The organism is Streptomyces sp. NPDC093221 (assembly GCF_044753885.1).
In the GTDB taxonomy this organism is placed as follows: Bacteria; Actinomycetota; Actinomycetes; order Streptomycetales; family Streptomycetaceae; genus Actinacidiphila.
Genome location: NZ_JBIVOA010000004.1, coordinates 460,085 through 484,685, shown reverse-complemented (window position 1 = coordinate 484,685; position 24,601 = coordinate 460,085). Strand labels below are relative to the sequence as shown.

The 24,601-nt window shown below is 69.1% G+C and carries 20 protein-coding genes and 5 pseudogenes; 10 read left to right on the top strand and 15 right to left on the bottom strand.

The features are described 5' to 3' along the window. Positions 1–59: 59 nt before the first annotated feature. Positions 60–814 (bottom strand): annotated as a pseudogene (locus ACIQCJ_RS19125) (transposase); the annotation flags it as partial. A gap of 117 nt (positions 815–931) precedes the next feature. Between ACIQCJ_RS19125 and ACIQCJ_RS19120 the strand changes: the two are divergent. After that, positions 932–1,333, top strand: a complete 402-nt coding sequence (locus tag ACIQCJ_RS19120) for a hypothetical protein (protein ID WP_402711985.1) — start codon at positions 932–934, stop codon at positions 1,331–1,333. A 286-nt stretch (positions 1,334–1,619) separates the two neighbouring features. On the opposite strand, the gene ACIQCJ_RS19115 is transcribed toward ACIQCJ_RS19120, so the two are convergent. After that, on the bottom strand, positions 1,620–2,009 hold the full coding sequence (locus ACIQCJ_RS19115) for a hypothetical protein (RefSeq protein ID WP_355345467.1): 390 nt from the start codon (positions 2,007–2,009) through the stop codon (positions 1,620–1,622). Positions 2,010–2,264: 255 nt separating this feature from the next. Here ACIQCJ_RS19115 and ACIQCJ_RS19110 point away from each other — a divergent pair, with 255 nt between their 5' ends. Then, on the top strand, positions 2,265–2,672 hold the full coding sequence (locus ACIQCJ_RS19110; protein ID WP_402711984.1) for a DUF3224 domain-containing protein: 408 nt from the start codon (positions 2,265–2,267) through the stop codon (positions 2,670–2,672). 139 nt (positions 2,673–2,811) lie between these two features. Beyond that, positions 2,812–3,380, top strand: a pseudogene (locus ACIQCJ_RS19105) (transposase family protein); the annotation flags it as partial. A gap of 132 nt (positions 3,381–3,512) precedes the next feature. Here ACIQCJ_RS19105 and ACIQCJ_RS19100 read toward each other — a convergent pair. From ACIQCJ_RS19100 to ACIQCJ_RS19090, 3 genes and pseudogenes are all read right to left on the bottom strand, one after another. After that, complete coding sequence (locus ACIQCJ_RS19100) at positions 3,513–3,848, bottom strand: hypothetical protein (RefSeq protein WP_355345461.1); 336 nt, start codon at positions 3,846–3,848, stop codon at positions 3,513–3,515. A 58-nt stretch (positions 3,849–3,906) separates the two neighbouring features. Further along, positions 3,907–4,389, bottom strand: a complete 483-nt coding sequence (locus tag ACIQCJ_RS19095; RefSeq protein WP_402711983.1) for a hypothetical protein — start codon at positions 4,387–4,389, stop codon at positions 3,907–3,909. A gap of 323 nt (positions 4,390–4,712) precedes the next feature. Next, a pseudogene (locus tag ACIQCJ_RS19090) lies at positions 4,713–4,850 on the bottom strand (IS5/IS1182 family transposase); the annotation flags it as partial. A gap of 117 nt (positions 4,851–4,967) precedes the next feature. On the opposite strand from ACIQCJ_RS19090, the pseudogene ACIQCJ_RS19085 reads away from it, so the two are divergent. Beyond that, positions 4,968–5,597 (top strand): annotated as a pseudogene (locus ACIQCJ_RS19085) (IS5 family transposase); the annotation flags it as partial. A gap of 70 nt (positions 5,598–5,667) precedes the next feature. Beyond that, positions 5,668–5,997, top strand: a complete 330-nt coding sequence (locus ACIQCJ_RS19080) for a hypothetical protein (protein WP_402711982.1) — start codon at positions 5,668–5,670, stop codon at positions 5,995–5,997. Between the two features lie 11 nt (positions 5,998–6,008). On the opposite strand, the pseudogene ACIQCJ_RS19075 reads toward ACIQCJ_RS19080, so the two are convergent. Continuing rightward, positions 6,009–6,110: pseudogene (locus ACIQCJ_RS19075) on the bottom strand (IS5/IS1182 family transposase); the annotation flags it as partial. Positions 6,111–6,981: 871 nt separating this feature from the next. Between ACIQCJ_RS19075 and ACIQCJ_RS19070 the strand changes: the two are divergent. Both ACIQCJ_RS19070 and ACIQCJ_RS19065 read left to right on the top strand, forming a co-directional pair. Beyond that, positions 6,982–8,004 carry a hypothetical protein gene (locus ACIQCJ_RS19070; protein WP_402711981.1) on the top strand — a complete coding sequence of 341 codons (1,023 nt, stop codon included), beginning with the start codon at positions 6,982–6,984 and terminating at the stop codon, positions 8,002–8,004. A 374-nt stretch (positions 8,005–8,378) separates the two neighbouring features. Continuing rightward, positions 8,379–9,503, top strand: a complete 1,125-nt coding sequence (locus tag ACIQCJ_RS19065; RefSeq protein ID WP_402711980.1) for a hypothetical protein — start codon at positions 8,379–8,381, stop codon at positions 9,501–9,503. A gap of 362 nt (positions 9,504–9,865) precedes the next feature. On the opposite strand, the gene ACIQCJ_RS19060 is transcribed toward ACIQCJ_RS19065, so the two are convergent. From ACIQCJ_RS19060 to ACIQCJ_RS19035, 6 genes are all read right to left on the bottom strand, one after another. Further along, complete coding sequence (locus ACIQCJ_RS19060) at positions 9,866–11,632, bottom strand: thiamine pyrophosphate-binding protein (protein ID WP_402711979.1); 1,767 nt, start codon at positions 11,630–11,632, stop codon at positions 9,866–9,868. Then, positions 11,625–12,464 carry a hypothetical protein gene (locus ACIQCJ_RS19055; RefSeq protein WP_402711978.1) on the bottom strand — a complete coding sequence of 280 codons (840 nt, stop codon included), beginning with the start codon at positions 12,462–12,464 and terminating at the stop codon, positions 11,625–11,627. Before ACIQCJ_RS19055 ends, ACIQCJ_RS19060 begins: the two co-directional genes overlap by 8 nt. Beyond that, positions 12,457–13,218 (bottom strand): hypothetical protein, encoded by a 762-nt coding sequence (locus tag ACIQCJ_RS19050; RefSeq protein ID WP_402711977.1) that lies wholly within the window; start codon positions 13,216–13,218, stop codon positions 12,457–12,459. Before ACIQCJ_RS19050 ends, ACIQCJ_RS19055 begins: the two co-directional genes overlap by 8 nt. Before the next feature lie 255 nt (positions 13,219–13,473). Then, the gene (gene mdlC, locus ACIQCJ_RS19045) at positions 13,474–15,027 is read right to left on the bottom strand and encodes a benzoylformate decarboxylase (RefSeq protein ID WP_402711976.1); all 1,554 of its coding nucleotides are present in this window, start codon (positions 15,025–15,027) and stop codon (positions 13,474–13,476) included. Further along, complete coding sequence (locus ACIQCJ_RS19040) at positions 15,018–15,707, bottom strand: hypothetical protein (protein ID WP_402711975.1); 690 nt, start codon at positions 15,705–15,707, stop codon at positions 15,018–15,020. The genes mdlC and ACIQCJ_RS19040 overlap by 10 nt, the downstream gene beginning before the upstream one ends. Positions 15,708–15,716: 9 nt before the next feature. Beyond that, on the bottom strand, positions 15,717–16,757 hold the full coding sequence (locus ACIQCJ_RS19035; protein WP_402711974.1) for a UbiA family prenyltransferase: 1,041 nt from the start codon (positions 16,755–16,757) through the stop codon (positions 15,717–15,719). An 840-nt stretch (positions 16,758–17,597) separates the two neighbouring features. Here ACIQCJ_RS19035 and ACIQCJ_RS19030 point away from each other — a divergent pair. After that, positions 17,598–18,209, top strand: a complete 612-nt coding sequence (locus ACIQCJ_RS19030) for a flavin reductase family protein (RefSeq protein ID WP_355350251.1) — start codon at positions 17,598–17,600, stop codon at positions 18,207–18,209. Here ACIQCJ_RS19030 and ACIQCJ_RS19025 read toward each other — a convergent pair. Further along, complete coding sequence (locus ACIQCJ_RS19025; RefSeq protein WP_355350249.1) at positions 18,166–18,969, bottom strand: VTT domain-containing protein; 804 nt, start codon at positions 18,967–18,969, stop codon at positions 18,166–18,168. The two genes, ACIQCJ_RS19030 and ACIQCJ_RS19025, sit on opposite strands and share 44 nt — an antisense overlap. Before the next feature lie 168 nt (positions 18,970–19,137). Continuing rightward, positions 19,138–20,373, bottom strand: a complete 1,236-nt coding sequence (locus ACIQCJ_RS19020; RefSeq protein ID WP_355350247.1) for an MFS transporter — start codon at positions 20,371–20,373, stop codon at positions 19,138–19,140. 507 nt (positions 20,374–20,880) lie between these two features. Here ACIQCJ_RS19020 and tuf point away from each other — a divergent pair. Then, complete coding sequence (tuf, locus tag ACIQCJ_RS19015) at positions 20,881–22,068, top strand: elongation factor Tu (protein WP_402711973.1); 1,188 nt, start codon at positions 20,881–20,883, stop codon at positions 22,066–22,068. A 371-nt stretch (positions 22,069–22,439) separates the two neighbouring features. Continuing rightward, positions 22,440–23,240: a spermidine synthase gene (locus ACIQCJ_RS19010; protein ID WP_402712136.1), complete on the top strand. Its 801-nt coding sequence runs from the start codon at positions 22,440–22,442 to the stop codon at positions 23,238–23,240. Here the strand turns inward: ACIQCJ_RS19010 and ACIQCJ_RS19005 are convergent. Continuing rightward, the gene (locus ACIQCJ_RS19005; RefSeq protein ID WP_402711972.1) at positions 23,180–24,580 is read right to left on the bottom strand and encodes an MFS transporter; all 1,401 of its coding nucleotides are present in this window, start codon (positions 24,578–24,580) and stop codon (positions 23,180–23,182) included. The two genes, ACIQCJ_RS19010 and ACIQCJ_RS19005, sit on opposite strands and share 61 nt — an antisense overlap. Between the last annotated feature and the right edge of the window lie 21 nt (positions 24,581–24,601).

Here is a 24,601-nt window from a genome sequence, read left to right as displayed (position 1 = left end):
GGCGGCGGGCGCCGTCGGCGATCCACGCATCGACGGTGTGGTCGAGGTCGCCGTTAGCGGCGTGCGACGTCGGCGTCGGTGGCGCCGGTGCGTGACCACCACAGCCAGACCGGCTTGTTCACCCCGCCGGACGGCAGGTGCTCGACGGCCAGGCGGATGACGGTGCCCTCGATGACGGGCAGCGGGTCGTCGTAGTCCAGCCGCGCGGCCCGCTGGGCCAGCCTGGGGTGCAGGCGGTCCCATGCTGAGCGGTGGCCCTCCAGTAGAGGCGGGGGTCGGTGACCGTGACGGCCTGCACGGGGACCCAGGTGGCGGGGTCGCCGGAGACGAACTCCCCGCCGTGCTTGGGCGGCCGGCCGCCCTTCGGGCTGGACCGGAGGAACTCTTCGCCCGAGGGCGCCGGGCGGCGCATCACCCGGTCCGATCGGGTCCGGCAACAAGACCGCGACCGGCAACCCGGAACGAGCGGTTCGGCACGGTCCCGGCGTCCGGCCGAAGCCACGGCGAGACGTCCACCGCCAACACCAGCCGGCCGTCCGCCGCCCTCGGCAGCGGCACCCCCGGCCAGGACCCGCCGCGGCCGGGCGGCCTCCACCCGGCCGCGGTTCAGGCCGGCGTACAGGGAACCGTGCCCACGGCGGTGCTCGGGCGCCAGCGCCAGGTCGACCAGCGACCACGCCGGTCCGTCCGTGCAGAGCACGGCGTCGGCCAGCTCGAACAGCGCGTCCGCACGGGCGGTCAGGCGATCGTAGAAGTCGGTCAGAACTGCGTTACTGCATGACCGCCCCTCCCTCGCGCCGTGAACATCCCACATCCCATTGCACCCAGGTTGGCCGGGATTCTTCTCGCTCCTCCTCTTCGGATTGGGCAACGGTGTTTGAAGGGGCTACGGGCGGACGTTGAGCCCCACGTTTTGAGAGGAACGGGTTACGTGAAGGTACGCAGGCACATCACCACGATCACGGCCACCGTCGCGCTTGCGGGGTTGGTCGGCTTAGGTCTGGCGGCGCCAGCGCAGTCGGCCCCGCAGTCCTGGAAGTGTCGTGACGCCACCGCCTCGACCACCGGGGCGAAGATCGCTGCATCCATCTGCTGGAGCGGGAGTACGGCCAAGGTGGCTGGCCAGGTCTACGACACCAAGGCCGACAGGCACAGCGGCTGCGGAGAGATCATCAAGGCCTCCAACTCGGCCTACAACTACTGTGCTCGCAAGGGTGCGGGGACATCGGTGCACTTCGTCACCGGCGAATTCCACTACAGCCATCCCGTGTGGATCAGGGCATGCACGGAGAATGGTCCCGTATCCGGTCAGAAATGCTCGGCTTGGCACTGACGGACACGCCCGATGGCCGCCAACGTCTTGAACTGATACGGGCCCGCACCCACAGGTTGGTCGACATGCCACCTGGGTGCGGGCCCCCGCGGGGAACGGTCACGGCGGCCGTTCCCCGAACGGAACCTCTGAGGCTGGTGTGATGGGAGGGAGCGGAGCCGCGACGCTGATCAGCCTCTCCGCCCCGGACCCACCGAAAACGCTCGGGACCTTGATCGTTCTCATGTTCTCCAGGGGCACCTTGGCCCAGGGTCTTGCCTGATTCGGAGGAACCGAGGGCTCACGTCTAAAAGCAGAACCAGCCGTTCTGCACGAAACCCTCCGCGTTCACGTTGCCCCAGGCGAAGCCCCGCACGTACTCGCTGCCGAACTCCGCATAGTTCTGGTGCACGGTGAACGTTTGTCCGTAAGTGAGATGGTTGAACGGCGTGCCGCCGTAGGAGCTACGGACATCGAGGGTCTGAGCGCACACGGTCATGCGCTGACCTATGTTGCCGTCGTTCGCCCAGAGGTAGGGGCCGCCGGCATAGGCGGCGGACTGGGTGACGGTGAGCATTACCGCCGTGAATACGGCGGTGAGAGAGCTTCCGAGGATGGCACGCCGCGCCAACCGCCGGGGACGACGGTCCTTGCGCAGGGTCGGTTCGAACTGCTGACGTAACGCTGACGCGACCATGGGGTTGTCTCCTTGTCTCGGGGACTTACGGCACGGACACAGTAAAGGGACAGGCAGGCATGCGACAGCCACCCGGGCCAGTAACCGACAGGGTCAAGCCACCTTCGAGTATCGGTAGCCGATGAACTGCCATGGCCTCCCCTTGATGATTGAGGTTCCGAAACAGGCATTTAGCTTGTTCTTTAAAGTCTCCTTGGGGGCTGGGGTTGCCTCAGGTGCTGCTTGATTGTCAGACCCCCTCGGTACGGTCGACGCATGAGAGCTACGGCAACCTTCACCGTCAAAGCGTTCGTCCCTACCGAGCTGAAGCCCGGGCCAGCCGTATCCACGGCGCTGCCGGTCGGTGTCGCGACCATGGAGAAGCACTACGAGGGGGAGGCAACCGGCCGCTCGGCGACCTTGTTCACTTCCGCGTTCGACCAGACGACCGGCGTGGGCACATACATTGCCATGGAGTCGTTCGACGGATCGCTGCACGGTCGGCAGGGTTCCTTCAACTTCGCGCACTCGGCGACAACGTCTGGCAACGACCGCACTGCGGAGTTCTTCACCATCGTGCCCTCAAGCGGCACCGGCGAGTTGGCGGGGATCGCTGGCGCTGGCGGGATGGCTGTGGAGGCTGACGGCACGCACCGTATCTGGTTCGACTACCAGCTCGGCTGAGCGGCAGGCTTTGGAACGGAGCCGCCTGACATCCGTTGGTCTTCCTTCTCCTGACCGGCCGGGTGGTCACTCCTCTTACCGACGCCGGACGACGCTCAGAACGTGATCACTCGTACGGGGATTCCTCGGGCATGAACACGATCGGCTGGTGGCGACGCTGATCCATCCGCGGCACGACCTGCCGCACTCGGTGCTGGGGCTGCTGTTCGGCGTCGACCGGTCCACCGTTACCCGGGCGATCGGAGAGATGCGCACGCTCCTGGCGGAGCGGGGGTGCGCAGTTCCCGACGGCCCCGGCCTGAGGCTTCGGACGCTGACGGATGTGTTCGCCTACGCCCGGGCCGAGGGCGTCGAGCTGCGTTTGGACGCCACCGAGGTTCAGGTCCGCCGGCCACCGGCCGGCCGCGGCGGACGGCGCGCGTTCGTCTCGGGCAAGAAGAAGCAGTTTGCCTGGGCCTGAGCCGCGACCACCGTGGGCAAACGATCACGCCTCCGAGAAAACCCTGCCCGTGGGCACTACCCGGCAGAGTGGAACAGTGGGAACGAGACCGCCACCGCCACGCGTCCGACCGAATCACCGTCGAACACGCCCTCGCCGACCACAAACGCTGGAAGCAGCTCCAGCGCTGGACCCATCGCCGTGACCGCCTCCCCGACACCTACCGAGCCATCGCAGGCATCGTCTCCGACTGCAACATCCCTGCCTGAAATCGGGCCATGCACGGTGCAGGCGGTCACCCAGGTCGTCCACACCGAACGAATCGGGGGAGCAGGAACTCGCAGCCGCGGATTTGGCGCGTGGGCCGTCCCCTCCACGCGCCTGTGGGGGAGGGTTGCGGATCAGGGCTGAAGGATCTCCTGGATGCCGGGAACAGGTCCCACTGCCAGGTCTTCGATGACGAGGATGAGGAAACAGTCCGCAAGGGCGGAGGCGTTCCCCTCCGCAGACTCCCCGGCGAGCGTGTCCTCCGGGAGGAACTCCGTCTCCCAGGTCCGGGCTGACTGCCATTGATCTGATTCCACCGTCCCCCGGACGCGGATCGGCCACCTCGTCCCCGTGCCCTGCGCGTCGATGATGCGGAGGGCGCCTGCCTGTGGGGAATGGCCGGTTAGACCTTTCATCTTCTCCGCGACGAGCCGCGTTGTCTCGGCGGGTGGGAATTCTTCGCCTACCATGCCGCCACTGTACCTTCTTCGAGCTGCGGTCCGGCAGTATTCCGCAGATGCCGAGTTGTCAGCACGCCGGCTGGACTTCACCGCGATGGAGCGTTATCGAGTTTTCGTGGTAGGCGGTGATGATCCCCTTGATGCCGGTGGACCCGTAGCTGTTGAACTGGACCACAACCCGGAACTGACCTTCGCAGGGGGCCAGGTCACGGAGGATGAACGCTATGGAATTCCCCCCTTGCGGGACAGTGGAGGTGAAGTATGTCCACGTGTTGGCAATATCCTCGTCGACGTGGGCGGACCAGTGCTTGGAATGAATGTGGTTGAAACCCCAGGTGCTGCTTCCACACCGAAGCGGTACAAGTGCGTACGGCACGTGAGGCGCGTACCACTTAACGATGTGCCCCGCTGTCTGGCCGTTGCACGCGGTCGGGCTGAGCGCTGCTGGCTGGACCGGCGCCGCTTGCGCGGTGGTGGATACACCTCCGGAAATGATAAGTGCGCCCAATGCGGCGGCGATTTTTGTCGTTTTGCGCATGGTCAGCTTCATGGGGTCTCCGTGATTTTTCTTTGTCTTTGTTGTGAGAAATCTATGAAGGCAGCCGAGGTCGAGTCAATTCATTAACGGTGTGGGTGATTTAACGTTTCCGACCTGTGGTTCGGTTTCGGACGTCCCTCCTCTGGGTGTGCTGCATGTGAACGGAACTCAATGATCATCGATTGTCAGGCTGGCTGCACCAATGGATCAAGATGCATCCGGAATGCACTTGCGTGATGACCTCTTCGCGGCTCAGCAGGTCGAGTATGGCGCACATCTATCGGCGACACGGGCGACGTCCTGTATGGGGCGTTACTTACATCGGCTAACAACGGCTAACACAACGAGCCGAGTTGTCGGTGGGAGATGAGGCAGCAGGCGAGTTTGAGGAACGCTTCGCGGATGTCGGCTCGCCGTTCCCCTCGGATGCGCAGACGTCGGAAGCCGTGCAGCCACGCAAAACTCCGCTCGACCCCCTGGGGTGTGTTTTGAAAGTCGGCTCTGTTCGTCGTCCCATGCCGTGATGATCACGGTGTGGGACGAGGGGATCTTTCTGACGAGCAGTGGGCGGTGCTGAAGCCGTTGTACAGCAGGCTCGGGCGGATGCGGCAGGTCTGATCACGTGGGAGGTCAACGTCGACTCCGCAATCTGCCGGGCCTATTACCACGCCGCAGGCGCCCGCCGGGACGGACATGCTCAGAAGAAACCGCCCGGCGGAACCCGCACGGAGCCCGACGACCACGGTCTGGGCCGGTCCCGGGGCGGCTTCACCACCAAGAATCATCTGGCCTGCGAGCAAGGCCAACGGCCGCTGTCTTTGCTGGTCACCGCCGGACAGCATGGTGACAGTCCTCAGTTCGCCGCCGTCCTGGACGGTATCCGAGTACCCCGCACCGGGCCGGGCCGTCCCCGTGTCCGGCCTCTGCGGGTGAGGGGTGACAAGGCGTACTCCTCCCGCGCCAACCGGGCCTACCTGCGAAAGCGTGGGATCCGCTGCACCATCCCGGAGCCGGCCGACCAGGTCGCCAACCGCAAACGGCGCGGGAGGGCCGGCGGGCGGCCTCCGGTCTTCGGCCGCGAGGACGACAAGGCCCGGCACGCGGTCGAGTGCGGGATCAACCGGCTCAAGCGCAACCGGGCGGTCGCCACTCGGTTCGACAAACTCGCCGTCCGCTTCGAAGCCACCGTCCTGATCGCCGCGATCAGCGAATGGCTGTGACCCCTGAACTGTCGGTTCCACGTGCCATGCTGACCACGGCCAAGGTGAACCGGGCGAGGGAGAGACAACGATGGGGGCTCAGTACTACGCCGCCGACAGCGAGAACGGCGACCGCATCGATGACCCCTCCGAGGACGCGCTGTTCATGATGCTCAGCGACCTCAATGACTCCGACAACACCTTCGTGGTCGTCCAGCCCGACGAGGACGACCCCGTCTGGTTCGCCTCCGTGGCCGTCCTGGACGAAGGCGGCTACGAGATCGTCCGCCGCGACACCACCCGCAACGAGCACGAGGTCACCACGGCGAACAGCATCAACGACATCGCCCGCGCCCTCACCATCTGGATGGCCGCCCGCGACTTCCCCGGACGGCCAACCAGACAGGCCACCGACTTGTAAAACGCGGCCTTGCGGTAGGCGCCCAGTCCGGTGCCGTGCAGGGTGCCGCGGCGGGCGATCGCGGGCACGATGCGACGTGCGCTGACCTGGTCGCTGTGGATGTCGTGGTCGTAGGTTGGGGCGCAGTCCCGCCGCAGGCTTGAACCGGTTCCGGTGAAGGTCGAGGGCTTGCGTTCGAACGCCGTGCGTCTGGCCGCATGTGGTTGGCTGGCCGAGGACAGGCCGGAGACGTTCAGCGTCCCTGCCAGCCCGAGGCGGCGGCATGACCGTGGTCATCGCCTGGGCGCTGTCGGTGCGCCGTTCTTAGTCTCGGGCCAGGCAGCGCGAGCGCATCAGGCCCGCGAACGTCCGCTCCAGCAGCCTGCGCGCCCGGCCTCGCGGTCGGTGACCGTTGCTGCCGTGACCATCACGTTCAACAGCACCCTGAGCGTGTCCACCATGAAGTGCCGCTTGCGGCGGTGACCTTCTTCGTAGCGTTGGAGCCGCTGGAGCCGTTCCCCGGCTGGGCATCGCTGCTGTCCGGGGCGGGCTCAGAGATCGCATGAGGAGGCGGTGGGTCGGGCGTGACACGAATGGGTGAATCCAATTGGCATATGCGGAGGCGGGCAATATTTGTGCCTTGGGCAGGGCACGAGTACGCAGTAGGAAACGCGCCGTTCGTTATGTTTGTCGTCGTTGTGTGGTTCCCGGCGGAGGCGTGGTCCGGTGCGACGGGAGTGTGCCGATGGAAAGGGCTGCCGAGACATGCAGAGGTCGTGCAGGACGGAGCACTGGCAGGTAGCGGCTGGCCTGGAAAGCCGGGAGGAGATCACCGTCTTCGCGACGGTCCGTCACCCCGTCCGGGGGCTCGTCCATTGTCGGGCGGCGGAGTTCCTGGGAGGGGCTCTCCAGCGGGAAGGCTGGTCTGTGCGTTATGAGGACGAATCTCCTCCGCTTCTGTCGAGCTTCCCGGACGGGGCCGGTCATGCTGCGGCAGGAGTCCAGGTGCTGTCCTACTTGCAACGTGACCGGCAGGCGGCAGGGTTGGCAGGGGCGGCTCCTTCTGGTGGGGCCTCGATCGCGTTGCAGAGGGCGCTGGCTTCCTGGCGGGCTGTGATGCGGACTCGCCAGTTCGTGGTCGCGGAAGGTGATCCTTTGTGCTGGGGTGCCGTGCGCGCCCAGGCTCTGCTGGACGGGGCCTTGTCGGCCGGTGGCGGCCAGGTGCGAATTCTGGCCGGCACGATGCCGCACTATTCAGCCGGTGCCGGTGATGAAGGACACTCCGCGTTGTCGACGGACGAACTCGACCGAGTGGCGGCGGGCACCCGTGTGGTGATCGGACCGGCTGGCGTGGCCCCAACTGTGCGAGCCTCCCTGGTCCGCCAGGGGCTGCGCGTTATTGATGCGACCTGTCCGCTGGTGACGGCCGCCCAGGCCGAGGTCCGCAGATTCGCCGCGCACGGCGAAAGCGTCGTTCTCATCGGACCTCGGGACAGTGCCGTGCTGCCCGGCATGGTCGGGCAGGCTCCCGACGCGGTCCGGACGGTGCACGATGTCGCCGAAGCAGGAGACATCCGGGTGGAGGCCCCCGGCCGTGTGGCGGTGGTGACCGCGCCGGGGACCCCAGGCGAGCGGAACCGGATGGTCGCCGAGGCGGTACGGGGCGCACTGGGTCATGTGCTGCCCCAGGACCCGACCACGTACTGCCACGCCGCCAGCGATCGGGAGCACGCCCTGCTCAGACTGGCCGCATCCAGCGATGCCGTCCTGGTCCTGGGACGCCAAAACTCCCCCACTCTGGCCAGCCTGAGGAATTCCGGTGTGCGGGCGTACGGGGCAGCTCGCAGTGCAGAGGTGAGGCCCGCGTGGCTGGCGGGAGCCGCCGCGGTCGGCATCGTCGCGGCCCCTGGAGCCAGCCCCGCTCTCATGGCCGACACGCTGCGGGCGTTGACGGGTCTGGGGCCGTCGGCCGTGACCCGACAGGTTACGACCACCCTCGTGGACCGGGGCGACACGGAGAGCGGCTGACCGTCAGCTGGTCCTCTGGGCCCCGGCGTGCCGGTGTATACCGCATGGGTGGGGCGTGCGGCTGCCCGCGCAATGTGTTCATCACGTGGTGTAGCCGGGGCGGACCGGGACATCCCGAGGTGCTGACGGAGGTTCTGGCGGGTATGTGTTCTGTTCCCCCTAAAGGCAGAAAAGAGAGGGGATGCATCTCAATGGGTCGATTGCCCAACATGCGGCTGCGAGCTCTCTTACGCGAGGCGAACATGACAGCCGGACATTTGTCCAGGGCCGTCAACCAGGCAGGCGGCGAAGTCGGCTTGGCCCTGCATTACGACCGTACGTCCGTCTCGCACTGGCTTTCCGGAACTCGTCCTCCGGAACCGGTGCCTTCCCTGGTGGCCGAGGTCCTCTCTCGCGCGCTGGGACGGCAGGTCACTGCTGCGGACACCGGCCTTCTGAACGGTAATGCTCCGGTCGCCACCCGCCAGTCGGACGACCTCGGCCTGTCCTTGGTGCGGCTGGCTCGCCCGCCCACGAAAGAACTCGCGGATTCCAGCGTCTACACGACCCTCCTTGAACTGGACGCGGCCGAGGGAAACTTCGCTGTACCACTGGCGCCATCGGTACCGCACGCCCGGGAGGCCGAGCCCACCTCGGTGCCAGCCACGGAGTTGATGCTTCCCGTCTTCGCCCGGATCGACACGGCTTTCGGCGGGGGAGCGGCCCGCCAAGCCCTATCCTCCTACTTGGCCGTCGACATCACGCCGCGGTTAGTCCTGAGGATGCCTCCGGGACGCCGCGACCGCTTTCTGCGCACCGCCTCCCGGCTCACCTATCTCGCCGGGTACATGCACTTCGACGACAACATGAACGGAATAGGGCAGTCGTACTACCAGACTGCCCTCCGCATGGCGGCCGCGTCAGCGGACCTGCGCACTTATACGACCGTCCTGCGGGCGATGAGCATCCAGGCTCTGCATTTGGGCCATCGGTCTCTGGCACTGGACATCGCTGAGGCCGCAGCTCGGCACAACACAGACCTCCCGCCGGGGCAAGCCGTACTGCTTACTTCCCAGTGGGCACTCACCCTGGCGGCGAACGGTCAGCGCCGCAAGGCCTTCGCGGAACTGCGCCGGGCTGAACAGACCTTTGCCCGAGGCCCATTGAGCACGGGAACGATCGATGACTTCCACGCCGCCGCCTTCGCACACCAGAGCGCGGAGACATTCGCCTACGCGGGCGAGCCCGCCCGGGCCATCCGGGAACTTACCTCCTCGCTGAGGCAACGGCCTGCGGACGAACGCCGAGCACGTGCCCTGATCAATGCGCGGCTCGGCGGGCTGCAACTCGACCAAGGGCACCTCGAACAGGCATGCGCGGCCTGGCACCTCTTCCTTGATGACCAGGCCCACTTGCGGTCAGGTCGGATCGCCTCCGCGCTGGCTGAGATGCGGTCACGACTGCGGCCCTTCAGGCAGCAACCAGTAGCGCGAGAAGTCCTCAACCGGAGCCACTCATAGGCGTTCGCCAGCGGCGCCCCGCCGGCCGATTCACCGTAATGCCGAGCAGGTCGTCCGGAACGGGAAGGCCACGTCCAGCGGGAGCGCGAAAGCGCTGAGGGCGGCGAGGAGATCGTCGTCGGATCCGGCGAGGACGGGTCCGATGTGGAGCTGGCGCTCCCAGGTCTACTTCGCGGTCGGCGGCTCGCCGGAACGGCCCTGCGGCCACTGCCCGGTTCCCGGAAACGCGGGTCGGATCCGCACACAGGCAGTGCGGCCGATACGGGCGGGCCGTTCTCGCCGACCCGCCGGCCGAGAACGCCGGCAGGGCGGGAAGGGGCGGGCGAACGGATCCAGGGGCCCCGAAGGGCGCGCTGCTGAAGTCAGTGACCAAGGCCGGCGGAGGGGACGTGTTTGAGCCCGGCGAAGCGTCGCTGAGTGGGAGCGAGTGCTTCGGGGTCGATCAATACGTCGACAACACATGGGCCCTGGACGGTTGCGGCTTCCCGCAGGGCGTCGTGCAGAGCCTCCGGGGCGGTGACGCGGATGCCGCGGGCACCGAGGGCTTCGGCGTACTGGGCGAAGTCGGTCATGGGGAGCGAGGAGTCGGCGTAAGGCAGGCCGAGAGCTTTCGTTCCCTGTCTGCACATACCGTAACTCGCGTCGTTGAGGACGATCCACACGACGGACGCGTTGTACTGGACCGCGGTGCTGACCTCGTTCTGCATCAGCATGGCCCCGTCTCCCACCAGGGCGACGGCGCGTCTGCCGGTGGCAAGGGCCGCGCCGACCGCTCCGCAGGCGAAGTGCCCCATGGAGCCCAGGTAGAGGTTGCTCACACGCCACTGCCCCGGGCGGGAGAAGCGCAGGTAGCGGTTCCCCCAGGCGAACGCGTTGCCGTTGTCCCCCATCACGAGGTCGCCCCGGTCGACGAACCGGCTCTGGATCTCGTGCAGGAGTCGGCGTGGGTGCACGAGGCGCTCTGTTCGCGGCGGTGGGGCTGAGGGAGTGTGCCTCGGTGCGGGGCCGCCGGTGTGATGCGTATTGGTGGGCGGCGCGCACATGGCGGGCGCCGCTTCCACGAGCGCGTACGCGAAGGCGGCGACGTCAGCCTCTACACGGATGAGCCGGTCGGCCGGGTAGACGTGAGGCAGGTCGTCGGGAGCGAGGTCGACCTGGATGAGCTGGGCTCGGGCGAGATACGCCTCGTCGTAGCAGGAGGCCCCGTCACCAAGCCTGCTGCCCAGCGCGATCACGAAATCAGGGTCGTGGCGCCGCAGTGCGTCGGCGACCTCGGGATCGCCCCCCAGTCCGGTCACGCCCAGGTATCGGGGACCTGCCTCGGGGAAGATGCCCTTGCCGCGGGGAGTGGACATCACCGGCGCGTCGAGACGTTCGGAGAGTTCGGCGACGGCCGCTGCTGCCCGGCGCGCGCCCCAGCCGACCCACAGCGCGCACCGACCGGCGGCCAGCCGGGAGAGGAGCGCCTGGTCAAGAGCCGGTGTGTCCGCAGCGGTGGCACGCGGAGGAGCGGACAGCGGCACGGGAAGGTGACCGCGCTGGGCCGGAACGGTCAGGGCGAGATGGTGCACATAGCCGGTGGACCGGGCGAAGCCTGCCGCGCACGCCTCCCATACGCCGGCCAGAGATTGCGGGCTGTCGAGGATGGTGACTCCCTGGACCGTCTGGTTGGGCGTGTGCAGCGTCTGCGGTGGCAGGGACAGAGGGCTCGTTTCCTGGATGGGGAATCGGCCGACATAGGCAGGATCGGTGTAGCCGCTGATCAGCAGCACCTTCGCGCCCTCGTAACGCGCCGCCATCAAGCCGGTGAGACTGTTGGTCAGACCTGGTCCCGTGGTGACGAACACAGCGACCGGACGGTCGGCGGCGATGCTCGCCTCACATGCCGCGAAGAGGGCGCCTGTCTCGTGTCGGCAGTGATAGGTGGGGACGCCGGAGGCGGAGAGGGCATCCCACATGTAGACGATGCCTCCTCCGGAGACACCGAACGTCTCTTTGACACCCAGTGCCCGGAGCATCATCACCACGCCCTGCGCGAGTGTGGAGGCGGTGCCGTCCGGGGAGGCTGGGCGAACGTCGGCCGGCCGCGCGGGGGCGGAGGCTTCTGCCTGGTCGGACACGTCAGCCACGGAAGGTCCTATCGTCGCGTTCGGCGTCGCGGTGGCGTGGACTCGTCCGGGGGGCGACTCCCCGGTAGCGCAGGGCGGAGTGCGGCAGAGAACGCAGGACAGGGGCCTGCTGTGCGGCGCCCTCGACGGCGTTGCCGATGAAGGACGGCTGAATGATCAGCATCATCATCACGGCAGCGGTGTCGGCCGCGAAGCCGAGGTCGAGCAGGACGGCGATGCCGAGGCCGCCGATGTTCACTGCCGTCTTCCTCCTCCGGGACAGCTCGGCCTCGACGTCGTAGACCAGCAACTGGTAGGTGCCGACCGGCCATTGGCGGACTCGGACGCACTGCTGGAATGCCAGCACACGTTCGTCCGCGGGTCGCAGCGGCACTCCGAAACCCGGCAGCCGGGGGTTGCGCTCCAGCAGTTCACCCACTGCGGTGGGCAGGCTCACTCCCTCCGCGGCACTCAGCCGGCTGCGCAGATCGAGCAGCATCTGTGCGCAGAGCCGGGAGGTGCCCGGGCCGGCCACACCTGTGGCGGCAAGGACGGACGCGGCGAACCCTGCCGTCGGATTGCCCCAGGACGCCGCGATGCGGCCCGCCTTGAGCGGCCAGATCCGCGGATCCGCGAGAGCGGACGACGCGGCGAGGTCGTCGAGCATCGAGCTCTCCGCGTCCGTCAGCTTGCGGTGCCCGAACACCAGCGACATCAGACTCCAGACGGACGTGGAACCGGCGAGGTCACCGGCGACCGCGTAACCGGCCAAGTGGTTGTCACCCCAGCCGAACCTCCCGATCGCTGTTCTGATCTCATCAACGTTCCTGGCTTCATCAAAGGTCTCAGCCATTGCCTTCGGACTCCGGGACATAGCGGACGGGTGGCAGGTTGATGGGGTAGCGCAGCATTTCGGTCGCCGAGTGGCGTAGTACCTCAGCGGTGACTGCGGGCAGTTGAGCCATGACGATCGAGGTGATCAGTTCCTGCGGATCCCGCAGTCCGCAGCAGAACAGCAGGGCCAGCGCGCCCGCCGTGACGGTCGGAACGAAGGATCTCGGGCCGGGAAGGAGGGTCTTCGCGTCGGCGGGCACGGCCTGCCAAGCGGCTTGGTCGTCCGGTGTGCTGGCGGCGTAGGCCGCGGGCGGCGTGTCCTCGGGACCCCTCAGCCACTCCAGCCACGCCGTGTGCTCGTCGAGCACCCCTTGAGCCGATTCGGCTAGCGTGATCGCCGCGACCGACAGCACCTGAGCCGGTGGGCACGCCGTAATGCGGGCCAGCAGTGCCGCATGCGCGCCCGCGTCGGTCAGCGGGACGGGCATCAGCAACGTCCACGCGGTCTCCATCGCGACGGCCTCCGACTCGGCAGGCAGTTCTCCGCGCCAGGCGAGGAATGCCAGTTCGGAGAAGCGATAGTTCCGCGCGAGGTCGCCGAAGACGCCGTAGCCGTGCATCCGCAGCGGCACGGAGGGATCGACGACATTGCAGGTCAGCCGAGAATCCCAGGAGGTGCGTTCGAGAGGCCCGGCCTCCGTGTAGGTACGTCCGTCCGGGCTGTCGGTCGTGCTGCCTTCTGCTGACGTTGTCCCTGGTGAGTCCGACAACACAGCTCAACCATCCTCTCTCCAAGGAGTTCGGGATGCCGGTCGTATCGCGTGAAGCTCCCTCCCGGCGCTCTATTTCTGCCGCGGCGGTGTCCGGAGCCAGGATTCACAAGACCATCAATGCACAGCCTCGGACGGGAGCGCCATGCGTCGCCCGAACCGGAGGCGTTGAATGTTCCGCGGCGTTGAACGTCCACGGCTCTCCTCCCCACCGCCGTTAGCGGGGTGGGGTCGCTCGGCTGGAGGAGGACCGGGTCGTCACAGATCGGCGACGAGAACCTTCGGACGCTTTTCGGACACTGGATGGTGCAGTAGGGCGGGCAGGGCCGCGAGGTCGACGACCTGATGCGCGGTGGCTCCGTAGCCACGGGCCAAGGACAGGTGGTCCAAGCCCGGGATGGTCAGCCCAGGGACCATTTTTCGGCCGGTGAGCTGGGCGTACCAGTCCAGGACGGCGTAGCGATCGTTGCGCAGGACAAGGACGGTCAGCGGGAGCCGAAGAGCGGCGGCGGTCCATAGGGCGGTGATGGAGTACTGGGCCGATCCGTCGCCGATCACGGCGACCACCGGGCGGGTGGGGTCGGCGAGTTGGATGCCGACAGCTGCGGCGAGGCCGAAGCCGAGGCCGCCGTCGGGGCTGGTGTAGTAGCCGCCAGCGCGGCGGATGGTGACACGGTTCCAGAAGGTGTCCAGGGTGGAGGGGGACTCGTTGACGATGACGGTGTCGGGGGACAGGTGGGCCAGGCAGTCAAGGATCTGGTCGGCCCGGTCGGTGGGTGGGGCTGCGGCGGGGCGTCTCGGGACCAGGGGCCGGTGGCCGCCCGGGGCGGCCAGATCGGCCAGGGCGGCGAGGGCGAGGGCCGGATCGGCCAGTACGGCGTCACCTACCGGGGCGCGGGCGGCCTCGTCCGGATCGTCGGTGAGCAGAACCAGTTCACAGCCCGGGGGGATGAGGGGGCCGGGCAGGTCCAAGTAATGGCGGAAGACCGGGGCTCCGACGACCAGGATCAGGTCGTGTTCGGCGAGTGCCTGGCACAGGAGCGGCGCGGCGGGGCGGAGGACGCCCTGATAGTGAGGGTGGTCTTCGGGGAACGGACTGCGCCCTTGGGAAGGCGCAGTCCACACCGGTGTTCGGGTGCGTTCGGCAAGATGGACGGCGCTGGCGCGCCCCGCCTCGGAGTCCAGGCCGGAGCCCAGAACGAGCACGGGTCGTCTGGCCCGGTCGAGGCGGTCGGCCAGGGCGGCGAGGGTGCCCGGGGCGGGAACGGACCGGGCACTGATGCGGCGGCCGGTGAGCGGGGCCGGGTCTTCGCCCTCGACGTCCCAGTCGTCCGCGGGCAGTGACAAGAACACCGGCCCTTGGGGAGGCTGCATCGCCAGGTGCCGGGCGCGGGCCAGGGCGGCCGGGACGTCCTGCGGGCGGGGCGGTTCGAAGGCCCACTTGACCGCCGGCCGGGGCAGCGTGGTGGCATCGGCGTTGGTGAGCAGCGCTTCCATGGTGACGAGGCGTCGGGTCTGCTGGCCGGCGGTGATGACCAGGGGCGCTCGGCCAGCCTTGGCTGCGAGGATGGCACCCATCGCGTTGCCGAGGCCAGGGCCGCTGTGGAGGTTCACCAGTGCCGGCCGACCTGTGGCCAGGGCATGGCCGTGGGCGGCATGGACGGCGACGGCTTCGTGCAGGGTCAGGACGTAGTTGAGGTCGCTGGGGAAGTCCTGCAGGAATCCGAGTTCGGTGGAGCCGGGGTTGCCGAAGATGGTCGTCATCCCCCATTGCCTGAGCATGTGGTGGACGATGTCGCGGATCACAGCCACTTGGCGGCCTCCTGACCGGGCAGCGCCTCGGCACCGGCACGGGCCGTTGGTACGCCGGCGCCCGCTGTCCTGCGGGAGCGGACGGCATCGCGCACGGCGAGAACGTAGAGCAGGTCGAACACGAAGATCGCGGCACACAGGAAGTGGATCAGCGAGGAGTCGCTGTAGGGGCGCCGGTAGAGGGAGAACGCCAGCGAGGCGGGGACCGTACCGAGCAGTTTGGTGACCGCGATTCCCAGGGACTGGCCGGCCAGGGTGCCGCGGTGGTGGAGCATGGTCAGGAACAGTACGGACATGGCCAGGTTCTGACCGAAGGCGGCGTAGGCCCCCCAGCGGTCGCCGAGTTCGCTGCTCAGCAGCAGAACACTCAGATAGGTGGACGCCATGGTCAGGGCGAACATCGCGTAGAAGATTCCGCGTTTCAGGGAGGGGAACTGCGCAGGCCCGAACTTGAGGGCCTGGTACACCAGAATCAGGTCGACGCAGAACCAGACGACGGTGACGGGGCGCAGCAGGTGCGGGTAGGGGTGGACGAACGCGAAGATGAACTCCCAGGAGATGTTCGCGCACAGCGCTGCCAGTGGCATGCCGTAGACGCGGTCGCGGACGCCGTGCTGGATGATCTGGACGTAGGTCGCGGTCCAGCCGATTCCGGCGGCGACGACCAGGATTGCGAACACGGTTCACTCCTACGGGCTGGTGTGCTGTCCCTGCGTCGGACGAGCCGACCGGGTTTGTTCGTAGGCCGCGCGCATGCGTTGCTGGGTGAGCCCGCTCAGAGTGAGCAGCAGCGCGAGCGCTGGCAGGCACCACCAGCCGATGCCGATGGCGAGTACGGCGCTAGTGAGCACCAGGCGTTCCAGCACCAGCACCTCATGGCCACGCAGAGCAGTCGCCTGGTCCAGAGCTCCGCGGCGGCGGTACAAGCGCCAAAATCCGAGCGCGCCCATGACGGTCGCGGCAGCTACGAGACTGCCGAACAGCAGGTGGTGCCTGGGCCTGGCAAGAAGTTCCACTGCCCACCCGATGGAGAGCGCCACCGAGTAGCTGGCTGCGGCCACAGTGAGAGCGGGCCCAGCACCGTAGCGCACGGGAAAGGTGCGATAGCCGCCGGACCGATCGCCGTCAATGTCGCGCAGAGTGCCAACCAGGTTCGAGGCGGTGTCATGAGACAGGAATGCGAGAGCGAGTGGGATGACGAGCCGCCAGTCCGGGTGGCCTGGGGCGAGCGCTCCAAAGACGAATGCCGCCGCAGTCAGGCAGCCGCGGACCAGGTTTCCGGCCAGCCCTCGCGCTTTCAACGCGCCGCTGTACAGAAAAATCCCCGCACCGATCGCACCAGCGGGCAGGAGTTCGCGCGCACCCAGCACCACGGCGGTGCCACTGAAGGCCAATAGCCCCAGTCCTGCGCTGGCGAGCGCGGCCTGCTCAGCGATGCGCCCGGATGGGATGGGGCGGCCTGGCTTGGCGTGGGCGTCCAGTTCCCGGTCGAGGAAATCGCCTAGGTAATGAGCGGCGATCCAGGCGGCGGTCGGTCCCAGCCAGGCACACACCAGGCCGGCAGGAGCGGCATCTCCGGTTAAGCAGGCTCCGGACAGCCCGACCAGCCCGGGATACCAGATGGTGTAGAGCCGCCACGTTTGCAGGTGCGCGACGCAGACCTGACGGTAGCCGAACAGGACGGCAGGCTCGATACGAAAACATTGAGAAGTCACGGCAGAGCGGGACATGTTGTGTCTCCCTCGGGGTGGCAGTACCGGACGTGCTGTCGGGCAGCGAGGTAATCCCGGATCAGCGCAACCGAGAACGCCGACGGACGACCTTTCGCAATCGTCCGGTACCCCACGGCCGCCAGCCTGCGGCCTTCTCTGTTCTCAGTAGTGGCGGCCGGTCCACCGGGAAGCCTTACACGATGATGGTGGCACTGGACCGAGGAAATCGACCAGCTTTTTTTGTGACCCGCCTGTTGAAAGTTGGTCGCGTGTTGAAAGCCGCTTAGGCGGCGGCGAAAGCAACCAGTAAAGGTCAACCCGCCTCCCAGATGATCGACCAGTGTCATAGCCACGATTTTCCTCGGCACAGTCTGGGATCAATACCGAGCGCACCTCAGTGAACCTATTTTATTATGAACATTCTGACGTCGGGACTCTTCCCCAGACTGGCTGGAACAACAGGGTTCGCGCAGGAGTGCAACGGGGACGTCACTCGATTCCGGCGATGGGAGACAGTTGAGCGACTGCTCGCCTCCCGGCCGGGAAGTCTGCAACGTCGGCAAGGCGTTGCAGGCACCCGGCGCAAGTCTGGCCGGTGTTGGCCCTCTTCGTCGTGGACAGGTCGCGATGGTGAGCCCCTGGCCGAGGTCGCGCGGAACGGCGCGAAAACCGTTGCGGTCGGAGACCGGTCGCATATTCGGGTGATCGGGGTCGGCGATCTGTTCGGTAGAGGGCACCATCAGGCCGGGCCTTGACGCTCAGGGCCGGGCTACTGGAATGCTGGCTTGCATCTCCCATCTGAGAAGAAGCCGCGATCCGGCGTGGGGATCGGTGGGGGGCGCATGGATACTGAGGACCATGCGCATCGACATTGATCCCGGCCAGGTTGAACGGAACGTCTTCTACAAGCTTCTGACCTCGGTCGTTGTACCCCGGCCGATCGCCTGGGTGTCGACGACGTCGGCGGCGGGCACGGACAATCTGGCCCCGCACAGCTTCTTCACGGTGGCGTGTGTGAGTCCGCCGGTGGTGCAGTTCACGTCGGTGGGGCGGAAGGACTCGGTGCGGAACATCGAGGAGACCGGGCAGTTCGTGGTGAGCCTGGCGCCGGAGCATCTGTTCGAGCAGATCAACGCGACGGCGACGGACTTCCCGCGGGGGACGAGTGAGTTCGACGCGGTGGGGATCGCGCGGGAGCCGAGCCTGAGGGTGAAGCCGCCGCGGGTGGCGGCCTCGCCGGTGGCGCTGGAGTGCGAGCTGCACAGCACGGTCCGGCTGGGGGACTCGACGGTGGTGTTCGGGCGCGTCGTGCACGCGGCCGTCTCGGAGGCGGTGATGGACGACGGGCACCCGGACGTACGGAAACTGCGCCCGCTGTCACGGCTGGGCAAGGACGAGTGGGGGACGCTCGGCGAGATCCTGGAGATCAAGCGGATTCCGCTGGCGGACTGGTCCGGTCCGGGGATGTGACCGCTTCGGCGACCGTCTCGGAGGAGTCCGAGGGCTCGGCGGAATCCGGGTCGGCCGCGCGCGCCGAGCGGGTGCGGCGGGCCACCATGGCCGCCGCTACACCCGTGACGCCCAGGAAACCGAGGGCCAGCAGGAAGACCGGCGAGGTCGGTGAGGCGGCGCGGCTGCCCGCGACCACGTAGGCGGCGGTGTTCGCCGCGCTGCCCGCCGCCGTGGCGGTGAGGAAGGGCAGCAGCCGGATACGGGAGACGGCCGCCGCGTAGTTGGCGGCGGCGAAGGGCACACCGGGGAAGAGCCGCAGCGCGAGTGTGCTGCGGAAGCCGTGCCTGCTGAGCTGCCGGTCGAGCGAGAGCGCGATCCGCCCGCGCAGGAAGGGCCGTACGGCGTCACGGCCGAGCAGCCGCCCGAGCAGAAACGCGAGACCCGCGCCCAGCACGGTCCCTGCTATGGCGGCGGGCAGCCCGGCGTGGATGCCGTAGAGCGCCCCGGCGGCGGCGTTGAGCAGCGGTCGCGGGACGAACGCGACGGTGCACACGCCGTACGCGAGCGCGAAGAGGACGACCGCCATCGTGCCCGACGTACGCGGCAGGCCGTGCGTCAGCAGATGCTGCGGCTGCCACGCCAGTACGGCGGCCCCCGCGCCCGCCAACAGCAGGATCAGCAAGGCGAACCGCGCCCACGGGGAGAGCAGTACGCGCGAAAGACGGACGGCCGCCCCGTACGGAGCGGAGACCGGGACTCGCGGGAAGCGGTCGAGCATTCAGGCAGCGTAATCGAGACGGGCGGCAGATGGCGCCTGTCGGGGTGCCGCACGGCGGGGGCGGGGCGCCGCGACACGTCTACGGCCGGGGACGGGTGCGTGGCGCACGCCGTACGGGCCGAGCGCGGAGTCCGGCGGAAGACCGTCGAACTCCGCGCGGCACCCGCGTCACACCGTGTCCGCCACCGTCAACTCCCCGTCGCCCTCCGCCTTCTGGAGCTGCGGGCCGCTGCCGGTGACGACAGGGGAGGCGGCGTGGGGCGTGCGGCGGTCGAGGACGCCGGCGGTCACGGCGATGCCGAGTCCGGCGGCGGCGAGGACCGCGCCGACCAGGGCGGGGGAGGTCCAGCCCCAGCCGACCGAGATGGCGACGCCGCCGAGCCAGGCGCCGCCGGCGTTGGCGAGGTTGAACGCGGAGTGGTTGGAGGCGGAGGCCAGGGTCGGGGCCTGGCGGGCCTTGTTCATGACCAGCATCTGGATCGGCGTGGTGGTGAGGAAGCCGACGGCGCCGAGCACGACCACCCCGATCGGGGCGGCGACCTTGGACTCGGCCGCGTAGTGGAAGCCGAAGAGGACGACGGCCAGGGCGCCGAGCGAGAAGTACAGCGTCGGCCGCAGGGCCCGGTCGGTGAGGGGGCCCGCGGCGAGCGTGCCCAGCGTCATGCCGACGCCGAAGAGGGCGAGCAGCCACGTGACGGAGGAGTCGGCGTAGCCGGTGACCTCGGTCATCATCGACGCGAGATAGCTGTAGACGGCGAAGATCCCGGCGAAGCCGAACACGGCGGTGAGCAGGCCGAGCAGCACCTGCGGCTCGCGCAGGGCGCGGAACTCCTGGGCCACTCCCACGTGTTCGTCGGTGGGCAGACGCGGGATCAGCAGCGCGAGCGAGCCCAGCGCGATCAGGCCGATCACGGACACCACGAGGAAGGTCGCGCGCCAGCCGAGACTCTGGCCGAGCGCGGTCGCGGCCGGCACGCCGACGATGTTGGCGATCGTCAGGCCGAGGAACATCGCGGCCACCGCCCGCGCCCTGCGGTCCTCGCTCACCATCCGGGCCGCGACGACGGCGCCGACACCGAAGAAGGCACCGTGCGGCAGGCCCGCCAGGAAGCGGCCCACGAGCAGGGTGCTGTAGCCGGGGGCCACGGCGGAGGCCGCGTTGCCGAGCGTGAAGAGCGCCATCAGCAGCAGGAGCATCCGCTTGCGCGGGACGCGGGAGCCGAGCGCGGTGAGCAGGGGCGCGCCGAGCACGACGCCGAGGGCGTAGGCGGAGACGAGATAGCCCGCGGTGGGCACCGATGTGCCCAGGTCGTCAGCGACGTTGGGCAGCAGGCCCATCATCACGAATTCGGTCGTGCCGATGCCGAAGGCGCTCACCGCCAGAGCGAGTATGGCCAGGGGCATGGAGCAGCATCCTTCTGAAGTGTTCGGGGTTCGGGGCCCGTGGGCGCCGGGTTCGTACGGGGAGGGTTCGTGCACGCCGGGTTCGTGCGGGCGGACATCGTGAGTGCCGCGCTCGGGCTCGCGGCGGTGCCCGGCACCTTCTAAGTTCCTTCGCGGAACAAATTCTCGCACGCGGTTGCTTCGCATACGTCACCACCGGGTGAAGTCGTGTCGACCATCACGCCACGCCTCCCCGGAAGGCGACGGAAAACCTTTGGACGTACCACCGACCCGGCAGGGATGATCACCGCATGTTCCGGCTCACCTTCCTCGCAGACGCCACCGCAGCAGCGGTCGCGCCGACGAAGGCTGCCCGGAGCGCACGGGACACCTTCTTCGACGGCGCACGACGCTGACCCTCCCCGGACAGTCATCCGGCGGACCCCGCAGGGGGAGGGTCGGTCCGGCTCATGGGGTCCGGCCGCGTCAGACAACTCCGTCAGAGGAAGAGAAGAGACGACGTCCGTCATGTCCAAGCAGAACTACGTGCGCACCAAGCCCCACCTCAACATCGGCACCATGGGTCACGTCGACCACGGCAAGACCACCCTCACCGCCGCCATCACCAAGGTCCTGGCCGACCGCGGGACCGGCACCTTCGTGCCGTTCGACCGGATCGACCGGGCCCCGGAGGAGGCGGCCCGCGGGATCACCATCACCATCGCGCACGTCGAGTACGAGACCGACACCCGGCACTACGCGCACGTGGACATGCCGGGGCACGCCGACTACGTGAAGAACATGATCACCGGCGCCGCGCAGCTCGACGGCGCGATCCTGGTCGTCTCCGCGCTCGACGGCGTGATGCCGCAGACCGCGGAGCACGTCCTGCTCGCCAAGCAGGTCGGTGTCCGGCACATCGTCGTCGCGCTGAACAAGGCGGACGCGGGGGACCCGGAGCTGGCCGACCTGGTCGAGCTGGAGGTGCGCGAACTGCTCACCGCCCACGGGTACCCGGGCGACACGCTGCCCGTCGTGCGCGTCTCCGGGCTGCGCGCGCTCGACGGCGACCCGCGGTGGACCGCCGCGATCGAGGCGCTGCTCGACGCGGTCGACACGCACGTGCCGGTCCCGGTGCGCTACACCGAGGCGCCGTTCCTGCTGTCGGTGGAGAACGTGCTCACCATCACCGGGCGCGGCACCGTCGTGACGGGCGCGGTCGAGCGAGGGACCGTACGGCCGGGCGACCGCGTCGAGGTGTACGGCGAGGGGCACGGCGACGGGCCGCTGGTGAGTGTGGTGACCGGTCTGGAGACCTTCGGCAAGCCGATGGAGTCCGCGCAGGCGGGTGACAACGTGGCGCTGCTGCTGCGCGGTGTGCAGCGCGCCCAGGTGCGGCGCGGCGACATCGTCGCGGCGCCGGACAGCGTGGCCACCCACACGCGGTTCACGGCGACGGTCTTCATGGTGCCCGCGGCCGAGGGCGGCCGGCACACGCCGGTCTCCACCGGCTACCGGCCGCAGTTCTACATCCGCACCGCGGACGTGGTCGGCGACGTCGACTTCGGCGGGCCGGGCGGCATGGCGCTGCCCGGCGACACCGCCGACATCAGCGTCGAGCTCGGCCGTCCGCTCCCGCTGGAGCCGGGTCTCGGCTTCGCGATCCGCGAGGGCGGGCGCACGGTCGGCGCGGGCACGGTGATCGCCGTGGGCTGAGCCGCCCACCCGGCGACCGCGCCCAACAGGGCCCGGCCGCAAGAGGGCTCGCCCATCGCGGCCCGGCCGCGACAGAACCCGGCCCCGTCGACCCCCGAACAACCGGGGGACGACGGGGCCGGGCCGTGCGCGGGGCCCCGCGCACGCGCCGGTACGGATCACGCCCGACCCCCGCCCGCTCGGCAGCCCCGATCCCACGACGGCGGCCATCGGCCCGCACGGACACCCGCACCCCCGTACGGAAACCGCCCGCCTGGGACAATGACCCCGTGAGCCACACCCCGGAGGACCCGACAACCACCCCAGAAGAGGCCCCCGCCCCCGAAGCGGTCCCCGTAATCCGCCCCGTGGACTTCGGGGAAGCCCGGCTGATGCCGGACGTGGACCGGCCACGGGGCTGGCTGTTGACGGTGGACGGGGCACCGCAGTCGTATGTGGACCTGGACGATCCGGAGTGCCTGGAGTTCGAGTACGTGCGGCGGATCGCGTACGCGCTGGAGGCCGGGAGCGCGCCGGGGGAGCCGGTGGCGGCCGTGCATCTCGGGGGCGGCGGGATGACGGTGCCGCGGTGGCTGGCGTGGGCGCGGCCGGGGTCGCGGCAGGACGTCGTCGAGGCCGACCGGCGGCTGGCCGCGCTGGTCGCCGAGCATCTGCCGCTGGCCGACCCCGCGTCGGTGACGGTGCACACGGCGGACGCGCGCGCGTGGCTGGCCACGGCGGCCGAGGCGAGCGCGGACGCGGTCGTGGCGGACGTCTTCGGCGGCGCGCGCGTACCCGCGCACCTGACGTCGGTGGAGTTCGTCCGCGCCGCGCACCGCGTCCTGCGCCCCGGCGGCGTCTACGTCGCGAACGTCGCCGACGCGGCCCCCTTCGCCTTCCTGCGGTCCCAATTGGCCACGGTCCGTGCCGTGTTCCCCGCCCCCGCCGAGATCTGCCTGCTCGCCGAGCCGGGCGTGCTGCGCGGCCGTCGCTTCGGCAACGCGGTGCTCGTGGCCAGCGCCGCGCCGCTCCCGGTGGACGCGCTCGCCCGGCTGTGCGCCGCCGACGCCTTCCCCGCCCGCGTGGTGCACGGCGCCGCGCTCGACCGTTTCACCGGCCGCGCCCGCCCGGTCTACGACACGTCGGCCGCGCCCTCGCCGACCCCGCCGGACGGCGCCTTCACCGTCGGCTGAGCGGGAACGGCGTCCGCGTGCGCCACGCTGCTGCCCGCCACCACCCCGTGCCCGCCGCCCGTACGCCGTTCCAGCCGTCGTACGTCCGGCAGCGTCAGCACGGCGCCCGTCAGCAGCACGACCACCGCGGAGCAGCCCCACAGCGCCTGCGTACGGCCGAAGAGGCTGGCGGCGGGACCGGCGAGGGCCAGGGCGATCGGTGTCACGGCCACCGAGCCGAACCAGTCGTACGCCGACACGCGTGACATCTTGTCCTCGGCGATCTCCTGGTGCAGCGCGAGCATCCAGCCGACCGCGAAGACCTCGATGGCCACGCCCGTGATGAACATGGCGAGCGCCAGGATCCACAGCGGGGAGGCGAGGGCGAGCGTGGCGCTCGGCAGGGCCAGTGGGAAGACGCCGAGGGCGCCCGCGAGCAGCATGCGGCGCGGTTTCCAGCGCATCATCAGCAGGCCGCCGCCGACCGTGCCGACACCGAAGGCGGCCATGGCCAGGCCCCAGGGTCCCGCGCCGCCGAGATGGTCGCGGGCGACCAGCGGCCCGTACACCGCTTCGGCCGCGCCGACCACCGCGTTGACCACGGCGAACTGCACGACGATGCCCCACAGCCAGGAACGGGAGACGAACTCCCGCCAGCCCTCGCGCAGATCGCCGACGATGCCGGACGCCCGCGCCGGGCGGTCGCCCGCGGCGACGTGCAGCCGGGAGCGCATCGCGGCAGCGGCGGCGAAGCCCAGCGCGTCGATCGCCAGCACCCAGCCGGGCCCGAACGCGGCGACGAGCGCGCCGCCGACGGCCGCGCCGCCGATGGTCGCGCCGTTCATCGACATCCGGAAGACGGCGAAGGCCTTGCCCGCGTGCGCGGACTCGACCGTGGAGAGCACCATGCCCTCGGAGGCGGGGGAGAAGAAGGCGTGCGCGCCGCCGCCGACCGCGGTCAGCAGCGCCATCTGCCACAGCGCGGCGTGCCCGGCCAGGACGAGCACCGCGAAGGCGGCCTGCGAGAGCGCGTTGACGAGGTTGGCCGTCACCATCACCCGCTGACGCGGGATACGGTCCGCGACCGCGCCGCCGATCAGCAGGAAGACCACCATGGCCAGGGTCCTGGCGGCGGCCACCAGACCGACGCCGGTGGCGCTGCCGCCGGACTCGATGACGGCGTAGGCGGCGGCGATGAGCGCGCCGGAGTTGCCGAGGTTGGTGATGAACGAGGCGGTGACCAGCAGTTGGAAATTGCGCCCGGCCCAGGACGGGAGGCGGCTCCTGGGATCCCGAGAACGCGGACCGGGCGGGCGGGCGTCGGAGGGGCCGCCGCTGCGGGCCGTGTCGTTCGAGGTCACCCGGGGGACTATGCCCGCAGT